This is a genomic window from Rhodococcus sp. IEGM 1366 (assembly GCF_033142425.1).
Taxonomy (GTDB): Bacteria; Actinomycetota; Actinomycetes; order Mycobacteriales; family Mycobacteriaceae; genus Rhodococcus_F; species Rhodococcus_F globerula.
Window position 1 is genome coordinate 97,671 of sequence record NZ_JAWLRZ010000008.1, and the last position, 16,130, is coordinate 113,800.

At 52.9% G+C, this 16,130-nt stretch carries 12 protein-coding genes; 9 read left to right on the forward strand and 3 right to left on the reverse strand.

Annotated elements, in window-relative coordinates; all coding sequences use genetic code 11:
• The first annotated feature begins 198 nt into the window (after positions 1–198).
• The 7 genes from R4P64_RS24090 to R4P64_RS24120 all read left to right on the forward strand — a co-directional run bounded on the left by R4P64_RS24090 (position 199) and on the right by R4P64_RS24120 (position 9,685).
• Positions 199–1,689 (forward strand): sugar transferase, encoded by a 1,491-nt coding sequence (locus tag R4P64_RS24090; protein WP_317823242.1) that lies wholly within the window; start codon positions 199–201, stop codon positions 1,687–1,689.
• A 141-nt stretch (positions 1,690–1,830) separates the two neighbouring features.
• Positions 1,831–3,150, forward strand: a complete 1,320-nt coding sequence (locus R4P64_RS24095) for a UDP-glucose/GDP-mannose dehydrogenase family protein (protein WP_317822983.1) — start codon at positions 1,831–1,833, stop codon at positions 3,148–3,150.
• Positions 3,151–3,595: 445 nt separating this feature from the next.
• Positions 3,596–4,669, forward strand: coding sequence for a glycosyltransferase family 4 protein (locus R4P64_RS24100; protein ID WP_317822985.1), 1,074 nt, complete (start codon positions 3,596–3,598; stop codon positions 4,667–4,669).
• A gap of 312 nt (positions 4,670–4,981) precedes the next feature.
• Positions 4,982–5,992: an O-antigen ligase family protein gene (locus tag R4P64_RS24105; protein ID WP_317822987.1), complete on the forward strand. Its 1,011-nt coding sequence runs from the start codon at positions 4,982–4,984 to the stop codon at positions 5,990–5,992.
• Between the two features lies 1 nt (position 5,993).
• Positions 5,994–7,157 carry a glycosyltransferase gene (locus R4P64_RS24110; RefSeq protein WP_317822989.1) on the forward strand — a complete coding sequence of 388 codons (1,164 nt, stop codon included), beginning with the start codon at positions 5,994–5,996 and terminating at the stop codon, positions 7,155–7,157.
• Between the two features lie 21 nt (positions 7,158–7,178).
• Positions 7,179–8,450, forward strand: a complete 1,272-nt coding sequence (locus R4P64_RS34035) for a hypothetical protein (RefSeq protein ID WP_411742702.1) — start codon at positions 7,179–7,181, stop codon at positions 8,448–8,450.
• 92 nt (positions 8,451–8,542) lie between these two features.
• Complete coding sequence (locus R4P64_RS24120) at positions 8,543–9,685, forward strand: hypothetical protein (RefSeq protein WP_317822993.1); 1,143 nt, start codon at positions 8,543–8,545, stop codon at positions 9,683–9,685.
• A gap of 389 nt (positions 9,686–10,074) precedes the next feature.
• Here the strand turns inward: R4P64_RS24120 and R4P64_RS24125 are convergent, their stop codons facing one another.
• Together R4P64_RS24125 and rfbB are read right to left on the reverse strand one after the other, a co-directional pair.
• Complete coding sequence (locus R4P64_RS24125) at positions 10,075–11,193, reverse strand: DUF1972 domain-containing protein (protein ID WP_317822995.1); 1,119 nt, start codon at positions 11,191–11,193, stop codon at positions 10,075–10,077.
• Positions 11,194–11,453: 260 nt separating this feature from the next.
• Positions 11,454–12,458 carry a dTDP-glucose 4,6-dehydratase gene (gene rfbB / locus R4P64_RS24130; protein WP_317822997.1) on the reverse strand — a complete coding sequence of 335 codons (1,005 nt, stop codon included), beginning with the start codon at positions 12,456–12,458 and terminating at the stop codon, positions 11,454–11,456.
• A 117-nt stretch (positions 12,459–12,575) separates the two neighbouring features.
• Between rfbB and rfbA the strand changes: the two genes are divergently transcribed.
• Complete coding sequence (gene rfbA / locus R4P64_RS24135) at positions 12,576–13,448, forward strand: glucose-1-phosphate thymidylyltransferase RfbA (protein WP_317822999.1); 873 nt, start codon at positions 12,576–12,578, stop codon at positions 13,446–13,448.
• Position 13,449: 1 nt separating this feature from the next.
• Positions 13,450–14,052 carry a dTDP-4-dehydrorhamnose 3,5-epimerase family protein gene (locus R4P64_RS24140; protein WP_317823001.1) on the forward strand — a complete coding sequence of 201 codons (603 nt, stop codon included), beginning with the start codon at positions 13,450–13,452 and terminating at the stop codon, positions 14,050–14,052.
• A 79-nt stretch (positions 14,053–14,131) separates the two neighbouring features.
• Here the strand turns inward: R4P64_RS24140 and R4P64_RS24145 are convergent, their stop codons facing one another.
• Complete coding sequence (locus R4P64_RS24145) at positions 14,132–15,982, reverse strand: DUF4012 domain-containing protein (RefSeq protein ID WP_317823003.1); 1,851 nt, start codon at positions 15,980–15,982, stop codon at positions 14,132–14,134.
• Positions 15,983–16,130 lie beyond the last annotated feature (148 nt).

Here is a 16,130-nt window from a genome sequence, read left to right on the forward strand (position 1 = left end):
CAGCCGCAAAATGCGATCAACCAGTGTGAAACCGATGTGCGGGGCGCTTGCTTGAGTCGGTCTGGTGGTCAGGCAATCCCGGATTGTTTCGAGCACTTTTCAGTAAGAGTAGTTGATTCGGAAATTTCCTGACCAGGAAGGAGAGCTGACACGGTGACAGCACTCAACGAAAGCGAAGGGTCTCGCACGAGCCCTGGTGTGGTGGCGCCGGACGTTCAAGCGGTGGTGGCTGACGCTCAGGTGGAGGTGTCATCGCGACATCGATGGCAAGCGGCTTACGTCCGACGATTGGCCGTCAGTGACGCGGCAATAATTGTCGCGGCGGTCTTTCTTGCTCAGTGGTTCCGTTTCGGCGCGGACTCAGGAGGTGTGAGTACCAGCGGCGTTGGAAACTACAGCTACACCGCCGTCTCACTCGTATTGATCCTCGCGTGGATTGCAACGCTCAGCATCTTCCGGACTAGGTCGATCCGAGTGATCGGGAGCGGACCGGAAGAGTATCGGCGGATCTTTGTCAGCACGGTGAGGCTCTTCGGTTTGATCGCGATAGGCAGCCTGCTTCTTCAGATCGACATCGCACGTCTCTATCTGGCATTTGCTTTTCCAGTCGGCATGATCGTATTGATGGCCAACCGTTGGTTCTGGCGCCGAATCATCGCCCGTCGACGTGCACGGGGTGAATTTAGAACCTCAGTCCTCGTTGTGGGAAATCGTCACGCAGTTGTAAACCTCGCAGAGAACTTCGAACGCGGATCAGCTGACGGATTCAGAGTGGTGGGTGTTTGCACTCCAGGTCACAACAGTGACATGAATGATGTGATCATGGTCGGAGGCAGGCGCATCCCGGTTTTGGGTGACGAACACGATGTCACCCGCGCCCTTGATGTGGTGGGTGCAGATACCGTCGCCGTCACGGCGACCGAGCATCTGGGCTTGGACGGAATGCGCAAACTCGCATGGGATCTCGAGGGTAAGCGTGTAGATCTTGTTGTCTCGCCAGGCATTCTGGACGTTTCGGGCCCTAGGCTCTCGATGCGCCCGGTTGCAGGCCTTCCGTTGATCCACGTCGAACGCCCGCGCTATCACAGCGCGCAGAAGTTTGCGAAGACCTCGTTCGACATCGTCTTTGCCACAGTGATTTTGATCCTCATCAGCCCTGTGCTGCTCGCTGCAGCGGTGGCCGTGAAGATAACCAGCCCGGGCCCGGTCTTGTACAAGTCGGAGCGAATGGGCTTGGACGGCAAACCGTTCCCGATGCTGAAGTTCCGCTCGATGGTCCAAAATGCAGACAAGCAGGTCGACGCTCTAATGAAGACTAACGAGGGTGCTGGCGTTCTGTTCAAGATGCGTGACGACCCTAGGGTCACGTCGGTGGGGCGCTTCATGCGGAAATTCTCGATCGACGAGCTGCCGCAGTTTCTGAATGTTTTGCGACGCGAAATGAGTGTTGTTGGACCGCGACCTCCGCTGAGGCGAGAGGTTGATGCCTACGACGGGGCGGTGAGTCGAAGGCTCTTGGTCAAACCCGGAATTACCGGTCTGTGGCAGGTGAGTGGACGCTCTGATCTCTCGTGGGAAGACACTGTGCGACTTGATCTTTCCTACGTCGACAATTGGTCGATGATGGGTGATGTCCTGATTGTTGCGAAGACTCTCAAGGCTGTAGTCGCTAGCGATGGAGCGTATTGATCTGACTTCCAACCTGGCGGCGCAGGTCGCACTACCTTAGTCGGGAAGCGACCATTCTTTAAAATTTCAGCACGGCAGAAACCAACGTTAGAAATCTATCGCCCACACTTTGTCGGCTGAACGTAAAGGAATTGCGGGAGCATGCGAATCACTGTCTTCGGTACGGGGTATCTGGGGGCCACACACGCGGCATGCATGGCAGAGTTGGGCCATGAAGTGCTCGGCGTCGACGTCGATGAGTCTAAGTTGCAGAAACTTGAGGCCGGCGAAGTCCCGTTCTGGGAACCGGGACTCGAAGATGTTCTCCAGCGCAATATCGCTGCTGGCAGGCTGCGCTTCACTTCGTCCTACGCTGAGGCTGCCGAATTTGCCGAGGTTCACTTTCTTGGTGTCGGGACGCCCCAGAAGAAGGGCGAGTTTGCCGCCGACATGAAATACGTAGACGCTGTGATCGAAACTCTCGCGCCTCTGCTGACAAAGCCCGCCGTTATCTTCGGCAAGTCAACAGTGCCTGTAGGAACTGCGGCACGCCTTGGTGCAACTGCGCGCGCGTTGGCGCCTGCAGGTGACGGAGTTGAGGTGGCGTGGAATCCAGAGTTCCTTCGCGAGGGATATGCCGTAAAGGACACGTTGCATCCGGACCGATTGGTGCTGGGCGTGGATCGCGCGAGACCTGGGCGGGCAGAAGGACTAGCACGTGAGGTCTATGCGGAGTTGCTCGAGGAGAGGATCCCCTTTATCGTGACCGATCTGGCTACTGCAGAACTCGTTAAGGCTTCGGCGAATGCATTTCTGGCAACGAAGATTTCGTTCATCAATGCGATCGCCGAGGTTTGCGAAGCGGCAGGCGCCGATGTGACGGTGCTAGCCGATGCGATCGGTCACGACGACCGAATAGGCCGCAAGTTTCTCAATGCTGGTATCGGATTCGGTGGTGGCTGTCTGCCCAAGGACATTCGGGCGTTCATGGCTCGGGCTGGAGAACTCGGAGCTGATCAGGCTCTCACTTTTCTTCGCGAGGTGGACAACATCAACATGCGTCGCCGTACGCGGATGGTGGAACTCGCGAGGGAAGCATGTGGATCTCTGTTGGGCGCGCGAGTCGCAGTACTCGGTGCAGCATTCAAACCTGACTCTGATGACGTACGCGATTCACCAGCGTTGAACGTTGCCGGACAGATTCAACTTCAGGGTGCTGCAGTGAACGTCTATGACCCCAAAGCTATGGACAATTCTCGTACTCTGTTTCCCACGCTTACATACAGCACATCGGCATTAGACGCGTGCGAGGGTGCGGACGTTGTGCTCGTGCTTACCGAGTGGAAGGAATTCAAGGATATTCAGCCTCGTGCACTCGATTCTGTCGTGCGTCAGAAGAAGTTGATTGACGGTAGGAACTGTTTGGATCCCGAGCAGTGGCGTTCAGCGGGATGGATGTATCGAGGTTTGGGGCGGCAATGATTGGGGCCCGAGGAGCGTGGTGCAGCAAATCAGCGGTCGTGTATTCAGATGCCTACCATTTGGAGAACAAGGTGCACAGTTTGCGATGTCTCGGTCATCAACTTCAAATTGGTCGATCTCACAAGCGAGCTGTACGAAGACTCAAATACTATGCCGAGCACAGCTGGCACGCTGTCCAAGGTGCGGAGGGTCCGCAGATCACAACGATCGGAAAGTGCATGGACAGAATTGGTATTGACAGGCCCGCACATGTCTCTCAATCAAGTGCGTTTGAGATGAATGTATTTGGTTCAGACCTGCTACTGCGCAACGGGTCCCAAGTCCAGAATAGTCATGTCGATCTTATCAACCGAGTGCGTTCACTCGACAGCAATCGGGCGAGCTGATGGGCCGGCGCAACATTTTGTACAGTCACCCTGGAGCGGAACTCTATGGCAGTGACCGGATGGCACTGCAAACAGTAACGGCATTGCAAGAGGCTGGAAATCAGGTCACTGTCGTCCTTCCCAATGAAGGACCGTTGTCTGAACGTATGAGAGAGATTGCCACCCGGGTTATTGTCTTGCCCGTCGCCGTAACGCGCAAGGAATATCTTAGTCCGGTCGGACTCGTCAAACTAGCCTTATGGTCGGTTTCGTCCATGGTCTCAGCGATTAAGCTAATTAGGAAAGTTCAGCCCGAGATAGTTTTTGTCAACACACTAACGCAGCCAGTGTGGATCCTCGCGGCCAAGGCACTACGTCTGAGAACTATTTGCCATGTCAGGGAGATTGAAAGCGGGAGTTCCAAGGTGGTTCAAGCCGCTCTTGTTCTTCCTTTAATTTTCGTCGATACCGTAATCTGTAACAGCGAATCAACCCGAAAATTCGTATTGACGAGCAGTCCGTTTCGAATTCGTCACTCTCAAGTAATTTATAATGGCAAAAATTGGGAACCGTATTTCCGCAGCGAACCGATTCGGCAATCGAGTGATCATATTCGGATACTCGTGATTGGAAGAATAAGCCCGCGGAAGGGACAAGATGTCGTATTGCGGGCAGCGAGCAAAGTTGCCTCTGGAGGGGTGAGCCTCAGTATAACGTTCGCTGGAGATATCTTTCCTGGATACGAGTGGTTCAAAGAGGAATTACTTTCGCTGCAGACTGAATTATCGGGTGATATTGATTATAAATATGTCGGATTTGTCAATGACATCGCTGAAGTGCTGGAAAATTGCGATTTGGTGATTGTTCCATCCCGGCAGGAGCCATTCGGCACCGTTGCTGCGGAGGCAATGGCGGCAATGCGCACCACGATCGTCAGTAACGTCGAAGGTTTAGTGGAGATCGTTACGAACGAAGAGACTGGTTTTGTGTTTCAATCAGAGGATTCAGACGCATTGTGCACGATAATCAATAAGTTGATCCGAGATGACGAACTTTCACGTTCTGTAGCTCATCGTGGATTCCGGCACGTAAGAGACACCTTCTCCGAAGAAATGTACAATTCCCGTATATTGAACGTAATAGAAGAGATTTAGGCACGTGATATATCTAAAAGGCGGGAACTTATGACATGGGTGTATGGGGGGATGGTCATCGGTTACATCCTGCTACTTGCGGCACCGGTGCTAATCGGTCGCGTCCGCGGATGGCGGGGGATAGCGGTCGCTGGGTCTGTAGGAGCGCTCAGCCTCGCAACAAGTCCTTCTGTTCCTAATGGCATCAGGCTGTATACTTTGTTGTTTGTCGCATCCATACTGGCCGTCACACTGCTGTTTAGTCTCCATGGTGATCACCGATCAGGTTTCATACTTACTCTGACGACTTTGATGTATGGATCATTGTGCATAGTGACAGCTATCCATGGCTTGCGACTAACTGTCCTCGCCCCCCTTTCCTTTAGTATCGTGCTGGCGGTTCTGGTGGTACAGAAGTTCACACCTTCCGATGCCAAAGATTTTAGACTCGGCATCGTAATACTAGCCCTGGCTCAGTCGTTTATGGCCGGTATAGAGTTTGTTTTCTCTGGCGAGCCTGCGCTGTGGGGATATGGAAGGTATGCCAATGGATCTGAAGTTATGCTGAGCAATCCGTTTCTTGGAGACGAGGTAGTGCGTACACAGGGCACGCTTGGCCACCCAATTGTTTTGGCGACGCTTCTCGTAGTGGCTTTGCTGATTGTTGCACTCGGTAACGACATCAGGCCAATGGTAATCCGGGTTGGAATCGCCTCTATTCTAGCGATATCGATTGTCCTGACCGGGACAAGAAGTGCAATTCTTGCACTAGTGATATCGATTGTTATCGTAAAGGTATTTCGTCGGAATGCGCAGAATCGGTGGCGTAACATAGTCGTTGTCGGCAGTATTTCGTGCGCAGTATTGTTCTTTGATTTTGGGCTTAGGGCATTGTGGAACAATTTGGAAAGGTCGGGATCCTATACGAATAGATTAGGGTCCTTGCAAGCGGTGCCAGACATATTTGGACTGCCCATATCTCGAATTTTTCTTGGGGGAGGATTCGGATCAGAGTCGCAGCTCTACCGACAAGGTTTGCTGCAGCAGAATGGTTTCGGAATTGTAGATAATCAAATTGTCACGACCATGGTTACAGGTGGCCTATTTGGCTTAATGATGTTATTTTCTGTGCTTGTATTCGCGTACCGCAAGGCGGATCAACTGCATATGGCAATACTCACATCGCTGGTCATTATGATGTTCTCATTTGACTTTTTGAAGTGGCCGACCACTTCTCTGATTTTTTTCGTTTTTTGTGCAATGGCGGTGATTGAACGGAGTCCTCACACTCTCCTAGCCTCTGTTGATCCAAAAGAACGCAATGAAAACACAAAGGTGCGGTAGCGTGACATTCAAAATTATCCGTTCGATCAAGAAGCATATCAGCTCTCGCACGCGAGGTGAACTTGAAGATTTCAATCGAAGTATAGTATTTTTGAATGTAACTAATCTAGACTACCCGCGCAATAAGGCGCTTCGAGCAGTGTTCGAACGTGCAGGGTGGGACGTATCAGTTGTTGCACGCCGAGATGGGATTTCTTACCCGATTCGCTGTGTGCATATTCTTCTTGATGGGCTGCGGTCTACAAAACGAAAATCAGTTGTGGTTATGTCTGAATTCGGGAACTCATACTCGTGGGTTTCTAAGTTGGTTTGCATATGTACGCGCTCCGTGCACGTGGTGGACGGTTTTATTGGGATGTATGAGACGCATGTGGAGGATCGTGCAACATACTCCAAGTTTTCGCTGCCATCGATTTTTTACAAATTATCGGATTATGTGTCGATAAGTTTCTCCGATTTGTATTTAATTGATACTGAGGTGAGAAGTGCTGCGATACAAAGCAAGTACCCGAAAGCGCGCGTACTGTCCATTCCGGTGGGTTCACCCAGCTGGGATATTTCTGCTGAGTGGCGTAAAGATCCGGGGTTGATTCGCATTTTATATTACGGAAACTATACTCGCCTCCACTCGGTTGAATCGCTACTGGTGCAGTTACCTCAAGTGCGTTTGAAAGCGAAGATATCGCTTACACTAATTGGCGATCTCGACTTAGCTCCACATATTAAGCCGCTCATTTCGGATCTTCAACTCGATGATTGTGTTGAGTTTATTGGTAAAGTTCGTCAAGATGATTTGCCATTGTACATCGAAAGAAGCGATGTAGTAGTTGGAATATTCGGCGTGTCGAACAAGGCTCAAAGCGTGATCGCGAACAAGGTTTGGCAAGGTTTATGCTGTGGGCGGTATGTAATCACGCAGGAGTCGATCGCCTTGGATGAGATCAGGAAGATAGCTGGTCCGTTGTTGCGCACTATTTGTCGACCAGGAAGCGACGAAATTGGAGATATCTTGGTTGAGATAGCGGGTGGACCTCCACCGGGACAATCCGTAGTAGACAATATCTCCAAGAGTTTGAGTACTTACGCGCTCGAAGGTCAATCGAACCTGGTGGCGGAAGTATCAGCATTGTGTGTATTGCCTCGGAAGACGTTGCGGGCACATTAATAACTAGAGAATGGACGATTTATGAAGAAATACGGACTCGCACCTTTGTTGCTTGCGACGAAGATAAAGTCGAGGCAAGACCAACGGGTTCGTGTTGCGGAGGCTTCTCAATTGGTATCAAGCGAAACATACGCGAACCTTCATAAGTTTAGTCTTTCACTAACAAAGCTACGCGCGTGTAATTGCCATCCGCATCTAAATATTGTTCTTCCAGAATTGAGTGCGCAATCATTCTTTGCTGGGATACGAACCGCGATCGATTTTGGGATCGGACTTGCAGCACGCCTCGGTGTGAAACCCAGGATCGTAGTTCTGAGGGACAGTCCAATCGGTCCACAGCGGCGACAACTTCTCGGAATGCTGGTCGGTGAGTATGGCGAATCGTTGTCCGGGATTGACATTGTTCACCCGCGTATACTTTCTGAGTCGGGAGTAAGCCCGGGTGACTTTTGGCTCGCGACGCACTGGACAACAGCGCACCCGCTCGATGTTGCATGCCGTGTAGGTGAGATAGACCGTAGCAGAGTGGCGTATCTTGTCCAAGACTACGAAGCGGGATTCAATGCTTGGTCTACGGACTACGCGCTCGCTCGTTCATCACTATATGCGGGATTCACGATGGTAGTAAATTCGCGGCCGCTGTACGACTATATTCTGAAAATGGATGAGATATCGATCAATCCATCTCTGGTATTTGCGCCAAGACTTGATGTGAATAGGTTGGAACGCGCAGTATCGGTACGGTCGAAGGGAAATACTCAGAGTGGCCCTCTAGTCATGTTCTACGGACGACCAAGCAAACCACGTAATCTGTTTTCGATAGGGTGTGCATCACTGATGGCCGCCAACAAGATTCTTCTCGCTCAAGGTGTAGCGGCAAATTTTGTGTCCGCGGGCGAGTCTCATCAGTCGGTTCGCGCTTTGAATTTTGAACTAGAGTCACGCGGAAAACTTAGCTGGGATTCATACTTTGCGTTGCTGGCGCAGACTGATGTTGTGCTATCGCTGCAACATAGCCCGCACCCGTCTCATCCCCCGCTCGATGCGGTTTGCAGTGGAGCGTGGGCGGTGACGAATGAAATGGATGGAACACGGGCTGGTTTGCATCCGAGACTACTTACATCGCTAGCCGACCCCGATGCACTGGCTAGTAGTGTCGTGGATGCCGTTCTCTGTGCGATGAGTAGTCCTGCGGTTGAGTACGACGCAGGCTTTCTTGATGTTCTCGGACGGCCCTTTGACTCAGTTCTCGATGATTTCGCGGGACATTTTGATGCCAGTGCTGGTGCTTGATGGGTTCAAGGTTAAAGTCGGTTGGTCGACTATCGCCATATCTACTAATTCCCATGCTTTCGGCGGTAACCCCGTTAATGGTGATTCCAGTCGTGAGCGCGAAGTACGGGTCTGGCGGGTGGGCCACGGTCGCCATTGCTCAGTCAGTTGGAGCGACGGGGGCGTTGATCGCTGAACTTGGGTGGGGTGTAACTGGACCGCAGAGAGTTCCGAGACTAAGTGCTGTTGACAAGTCGATACTATATCGACAGTCCGTTTCTTCACGTGCGACCGTAGTTGCATTTGCAGTATTACCGGTTTCGGTCATTACATGGCTACTTTGCGATTTTAGCCGGATTTCCGCGATTGTTATATCGTTAGGCTCATTGTGTCTTGCATTTAGTCCTGCATGGTTCTTCATTGGGGACGGAAAACCTGGCCAGCTACTAGCATATGAAAGTCTGCCTAGACTTGTTTTTGTAGGAATTGCCGCGTTGCTGATTCACTACGATTTTCCGATCGGATGGTACGGTGGTGCGCTAATAGTGGGATCCGTTACCGCACTGTCCCTATCTGCGATTTGTTCACATCTGGGGTTCTTTCATTGGAAACAAAACTGGAGGACTATTCGGTCGCAGAAAGAAGTTGTTCTTGGCAGGGCGATCAGCGGATCTTTTACTTCTTTTGCCCCGGCGCTCGTGGGACTTGTTAATCCTCTGGCGGTTCCAGTTTTCGCTGCTGTTGATCGTCTTATGCGCATGGCACTGGCAATACTCGCTGGAATTCCGAACAGACTACAGAGTTGGTTGGGGGCGGCGACGGGCCGTGATCGGCACTTACGATCGCTTATGAGTATTCGATATAATTGCTATCTCGGACTCGTATCTGGTCTAATCTTTGGGCTTCTCGCGCCAACTTTTGTTACCGTTCTGTTTGCGGGACAGGTTAGCTTCGGCTATGAACTTTCCGCGTTGTCAGGTTTTCTTCTATTCTTGATCTGTACTTCTCGAGGTTTTGGGCTTGCGATGGTTGCGGCAGGGCGCGCTAAGCATATTACAATTTCTGTGCTGTGCGCTGCAGGCGTAGGCGTTCCGCTGTTGTGCGTGCTTGGACTATATTTTGGTGCAGTTGGCGCATTAGCGGGGCAAATTTTGGCGGAAACAGTCGGAATTGTCATACAATCGAGAATACTTTCGATGAAGTGGAAATCAAACCGTCAATGGTCTACATACGCCGCTTCGGTATTGCAGTCTTGAGGTAAACGTTCCAGATTTTATGTAGTCACCAAGTTTATCGTTGAGCACTTTTCGGTAGTGTAATTGATCGAATTTTGCAATTTGACAAGGAGATTCGAACCGGGCCCGAGATTGAGCTTCATCCATGACGATAACGGGTTAAGAAGGTAGATATACCTTCTCTTTGATATAGGTGGTAGTCGAGGGGTTGTGCGCTTCTCGTAATACGCTATCGGCGGTGGTCGACATCGCCTATAGCGGTAGTCGACCACCGATGCCCGGTGCGGGGAAGACGCTGATCCGACGCTCAGATAATATTCAGAGGCATGTAAGGGTCATAGTTCGCTGCAGCAACACATTCAAACCGGAACTGGATTTCAATATCGATTGCTCACGGGATTATCGAGTAATTACTTTCTTGTACTGTGCCCTCGATCGGCTGCATCCTCTAGAATACTTGCATAGTCTTGGCACACCAGATCCCAGGTATAGTGCTGTTGGGCACGAGTTAATGCGAGATTGCCAAGGCGGCGCTGCTCAAGGGGGGAGCTGAGCAGGTTTTGGAGTCCCGACGAAATTGAATTGACAGTTGGCTTGACAAAATAGGCCGCTTCGGCAAGTACTTCTCGATTATAAACCGTGTCGCGTGCGACAGTCGGAGCTCCGCAGGCCATTGCTTGGACGAGCGCAGGGTTTGTTCCTCCTACGCTGTGTCCATGGAAATAGGCGCCGGCATTTTGCCATAGCGAAAAGAGTTTCTGATCGTCGCTTACGTGGCCTAGCCACTTTATGCGTGGGTTCTGGTCGCTGAGTGATTGTGCCCGCTCGTCAAGCTGACCACCATACCCACTACTTCCGACGATGACTACGTCCCAGTTTTTTGCCAATATTTGAGCTGCATCTAAAAATTCCGCGACGGTATTCTCTGGGACAAATCTTGCAACAATTAGTGCGTATTTTCCTGCTGTCAGTCCAGGTTCCGCGGTGAGGCCTTGGGGTGCTGAACCTCCGTAAGGTATGAAGGTGCTTTCGCGATTGAAGTTCAGTTTCCAGTAGTCGGCAATATTAGTTGAATCTGCAATCAGGTGATCGGCATATCTTGCGGATAGCTTAGCGCCGGTTCTGAATGTTGCCTTTGCAGCTCGCCCCCATTTTTCTCGATCCCATTCGATGCCGTCTACGTTTAGTACAGTTGGTATGTTCGCAGTTTTGAGTATCGGCAGCCAGTACCCGTTCGCGACGTTCATTATTAGTGCGACGTCGGGCTTTTTTTTACGTGCATCCAAACTTGAAGTTAAACCGTAAGTCAGGGTGCTTAACGATCTCTTTTCTAAACCGGCCGTGAAGATTGATTCGACGCGGTTGTCAAGGTCGGGATCGTCGTTCCGGGTTGTTCCATGTCTACCGTATACCGATACATCCCAGCCATTATCAGCCAGATAGGGGGCCAGTCGGCGGACAAGTGTTTCAAATCCGCCGTAGTAGGAGGGATAACCTCGTGTCCCGATGATCGAGACTGTTCTTTTCATGGAGTTTCTTTCGTTTGTTTGAATTTCGATTACGGGTTGGTGCCCTGGTGCAGTTCCCCATTGTTGAGGTAAATCTGATGAGCAGGTCCAGGGTATGTACCGAAGGTTATCAATCCGTTGTGGGTGTTTAGGCGCAGTCCAACAGCGTCGTCACGTTGACGATTTAAGGAACGAAGTTGGGAGCAGTTTTCTCGTCGACTCGCGTGGCCTGGATTTTGCACTCTAGAGCACCTAGAGGATCTGATAGGAAGGCCTGGTGATTATTTCCTCGCTGACTCCGCAAGGGCGTAACGGCGTTCTGTTGCGACTTTTTGCGGGCGCCACCATTGTTCGTTGTCGCGGTACCAATTGACTGTCGCCATTAATCCGCTCCGGAAGTCCACGTACTGCGGCGTCCAGCCCAATTCGGTCCTGAGCTTCGTAGAGTCGATGGCATATCGCAGATCATGGCCAGGACGATCCGGAACAAAATCAAACGCATCCGAAGACTGCCCAGTCTTTTCGAGGATTGCTTCGAGAACCTCCCGGTTGTTCTTTTCGCCGTCCGCACCAATCAGATAGGTCTCGCCCAAGGCGCCCTTCTCAATGATGGTCCAAACAGCGTGGTTGTGGTCATCGACATGAATCCAGTCCCTAACGTTCTGACCTGCGCCATACAGCTTGGGGCGCTGGCCACTGAGTATGTTGGTGATCTGACGTGGGATGAATTTCTCCACATGTTGATACGGACCGTAGTTGTTGGAGCAGTTTGAGATCGTTGCGCGAACTCCGAATGATCTAGCCCAGGCCCTCACCAGGAGATCGCTGGACGCCTTAGTCGAGGAATAGGGACTTGATGGATTGTACGGAGTCGATTCGGTGAAACGGGCAGGATCATCTAGTTCGAGGTCGCCGTAAACCTCGTCGGTGGAGATGTGGTGATAGCGGACGTCATGCTCACGAACCGCCTGCAGTAGCGTTGTTGTGCCGATGACGTTGGTATGGACGAACGGCCACGGGTTGCTCAAGCTGTTGTCGTTATGTGATTCGGCAGCGAAGTGGACAACAAGATCGGAATCGCTGACGAGTTTGTCAACGAGGGGCGCGTCGGCGACGTCGCCGTGGACGAATTCGATCTTGTCCGCGACGGAATCCAATGATGCACGATTGCCCGCGTAAGTGAGCGCGTCAAGCACTGTTACTTCAACATCGGGACGTTCGTCCACGGTTGAAAGGACGAAATTCGCGCCGATAAACCCGGCGCCCCCGGTTACTAGCAGTTTCATAACTCGTGACTCTACCGGAAAGTCCGTATTCTGCCGAGTTGCAAACTGCTTGGTCAATTTGGATCTGCGATTAGTCGACGCGCGAGGTTCCGCTGTTATATGAGAGTATTAGCCATTATGCGAGGAATAATATTAGCGGGCGGAACTGGTTCCCGGCTACATCCGATCACGATGGGCATCAGCAAGCAGCTCGTGCCTGTCTATGACAAGCCAATGATCTACTATCCGCTGTCGACACTGATCCTCGCGAACATCCGCGACGTCCTGATTATCACGACACCTCAGGACGCGGATCAGTTCCAGCGGCTGCTGGGCGATGGATCGCAGTTCGGCATCAACCTCACCTACCGTGTTCAGCAGGAGCCAAACGGACTCGCGCAGGCCTTCGTGCTGGGTGCCGATCACATCGGCAACGAAGGCGCAGCACTTGTCCTGGGCGACAACATCTTCTACGGTCCGGGCCTTGGCTCGCAGTTGAACCGGTTTGGCGACATCGCCGGCGGTGCTGTCTTTGCCTACCAGGTATCGGATCCCTCCGCGTACGGCGTCATCGAGTTCGACGCTGCGGGCAAAGCGATCTCGCTCGAGGAGAAGCCGAAGGTGCCAAAGTCGAACTTCGCGGTCCCCGGGATGTACTTCTACGACAATGATGTCATCGCGATTGCCCGAGACCTGCAACCGTCGGAGCGCGGTGAGTACGAGATCACCGACGTCAACCGTCATTACCTCGAGGCGGGTCGGCTTCAAGTCGAGGTCTTGCCCCGTGGTACCGCCTGGCTCGACACCGGCACCTTTGATTCGCTGCTCGACGCCTCTAACTACGTGCGCACTATCGAGCAACGCCAGGGTCTGAAAATTGGTGCGCCCGAAGAGGTTTCCTGGCGCCGCGGTTTCATCAGTGATGATGAGCTCCGTGAACGAGCAGAGAAGTTAATCAAGTCCGGGTATGGCAAGTACCTTCTCGATCTCCTCGATGGGAACAGTGAATAGCATGAGTTTTCGTGAACTGAAGATCGCCGGCGCGTGGGAGTACACCCCCCGTCAGTTCGGAGATGACCGCGGCGTCTTCTTCGAATGGTTCAAGTCCTCCGCCTTTCAGGAGGCGACCGGCCGCCCGTTGGACTTGCAGCAGGCGAACTGCTCGGTCTCCGCTGCTGGGGTTCTACGAGGGATTCATTTCACTGACACACCGCCCGGGCAAGCAAAATACGTTACCTGCACGAAGGGCGCGTTTCTCGACGTCATCGTCGACTTACGTGTTGGGTCCCCGACATTCGGTCAGTGGGACAGCGTGCTGATCGATGACATCGACCGCCGTGCGGTGTATTTGAGCGAAGGGCTGGGGCACGCAATTCTGTCGCTCGAAGACAACTCGACCGTGATGTATCTCTGCTCGATCGAGTACACGCCCTCACTCGATCGGGATCTCAATCCGCTCGATGCTGAGTTGGCAATCGATTGGCCTACTCATGCCCGCGACGGGAGCATACTGACCTACCAGCTCTCGGATAAGGACAAAGCCGCTCCGTCGCTCGCCGACGCACTCGCTGCCGAGTACCTGCCGAAGTTCGATGAGGAAGTCGCGCGAGTCTAGATTTCATTGGACACGTAGTGATCGGCTGATTGACGGGCCGCCGCCTCTTGTAGGTTGCGCGGCCCGTCAATCTATTGATTTAGCAAGTAGGTACGTCAATCGTGACGGTCGGGTCATCCACCAACGGCTGCACTGGCACTCGTGCTTCACCTGCGGCAGTGGGTTCGGTGAGGTTGAAGACAATATCCACCGTTTGGCCCTTCGGAATCTCGGCTAAAGTCATGAAAACGGGGTGACCAAGTTCCTGTCCTGTTGCGGAGAAGGCGATCTTTCCCCCCACCGCAACGCTTTCCAGCTTCGCTCCCTGAGTTGCGAGCAGCGAAACAGCTGCCATATTAGTGCCCTGCGGAAGGTTCTTCGGGTTCGCTACGATGCCGTCGACATAGTTCGGAAGGTCGCCTGCCGGAGTGTTATTGGTCAGACTGACGGTGACCTTCGACGTTCGGGTATCGCCCTCGCAGCTATCTGCGGTGTAGTTGATCGAGCGCGTCAGGTAGTAGTCGAGCTTGTTGCCTGCCTGGTTGTTGATCACCACACCCGCAAAAGGTGCTTCATCTGTGGGTACGGTGTGCCCCAAAGGTGTTGTGGCGAGAAGTTCCTGCTCAATAGGATTTGAACTCCACACTGCGATGCGGCCCTCGGAAACACCGCGGCCCAACGCGTCGAGAAGTGCACTGGCAGAGCTGATGTTGCCGGTCATCTTGTCCACCACAAGTGCGGCAATAGTCTGCAAGTACTCCTTGCGTGCGTTGTTGTCATCCGCGAAACGTATATATGCCGTCGACTCGGTGAGTTCCACAACGTTGTCCGCTGTAACCTTCTCGCCGTCGGGCATTGTGACTGAACCCACAACTTTGAGTATGTAGCTCAACGCAATTGGATCGATCGCAATCGCTCCGTCGACTACCTCGCCGTTTGATTCCTGCTTCCACAGCGATTGCCAAATTTGTGCAGCGTAGGGGAAGTGTGAACTGAGGTTGCTGTTGCGGAAATCGGTGGTGGGACGGCTCATTCCGTAGAGAGTTGCAAAGTCAGGACCTAGGTCTATTGGACTGTTGTCCATGCTCAGCTCGGAATTGCTGCCCAAGGTATCGACGCGCGCAGCGCCATCGTCGACGCGGACAACACCGTAGCCGCCCAGCAGTCCGCCTGTGCCGCGGGCCTCGGCGTTTGTCTGGAATCCGATGAAGTAATTGCGTGGTCCGTCGGCTCCGAGCATCGTCGGTGCGAGCCGTGCCGCGAGCGCAGTGTTGTCCAGAAGGTTAGTCAGCTCAGTAGTTTGATCCACTAACGAGGTGCGCGCATCGTTAACTGCGCCCATAAAGCCAGCTTCCGGAACCGCCGCCGCTCGGGTCGACAGGTCCGCCGCGGAGGCTGCTGTCTGTTCGAGAACGGGTGCCGCTTGCCGCAGGGGCTCGAGTGCAATCTGGCCCCCCGACTGAATCAATTCACCAGGAGCAAGCGCGGTTCCAGCATCGACCGCAGGCAAGAGGACGTCGTTGGTCAATCCATGGACGACGTCTGTCATCTGTTTTGTTGTTTCGAAGGGGCTGCCGAGGACCGGTATTGCTGAAGCGATGCTCCAAGGGAAGGATCGCGTCTCTGAATATGCCAAACTCGCGTATTTGTCGGCATCGGCCGCAGACTGCTCGGCGGCCTCCGTGTCCCCCGCCAGGAGTGCCGTCTTGGTGGACTGCGCATGGTCGCGGGCCGATTCGAGATTGCCCTTTGTTGTGATGGCGGAGTAGCCCATCCAGGCTGTAAAAGCGACGACTACCAGCACAAATGCGCTCGATGCGGCAATGATGTTGCGTCGACGATTGGACGTCTTGACGCGGCTGCGGCGTCGAATCCGAGTAGTAGATGTGGATGTTGAATCTATTGCTTCGGATTCGTCATCGGACCTTGGTCCCGATGTGGTGCTGGACATTGCAAATTACTCCTGACTTTCGGGGTCGTCAGAGGTTACCGCGGTGTGCCAGAATTGACCCTGAGGTGGTGGGAGGGGGCGTCGCACCGTAAACTTCAGCCTGGCCGTTCTTGTTGTGCGCGTAATTAGATGGACCTGATCAGCCGGC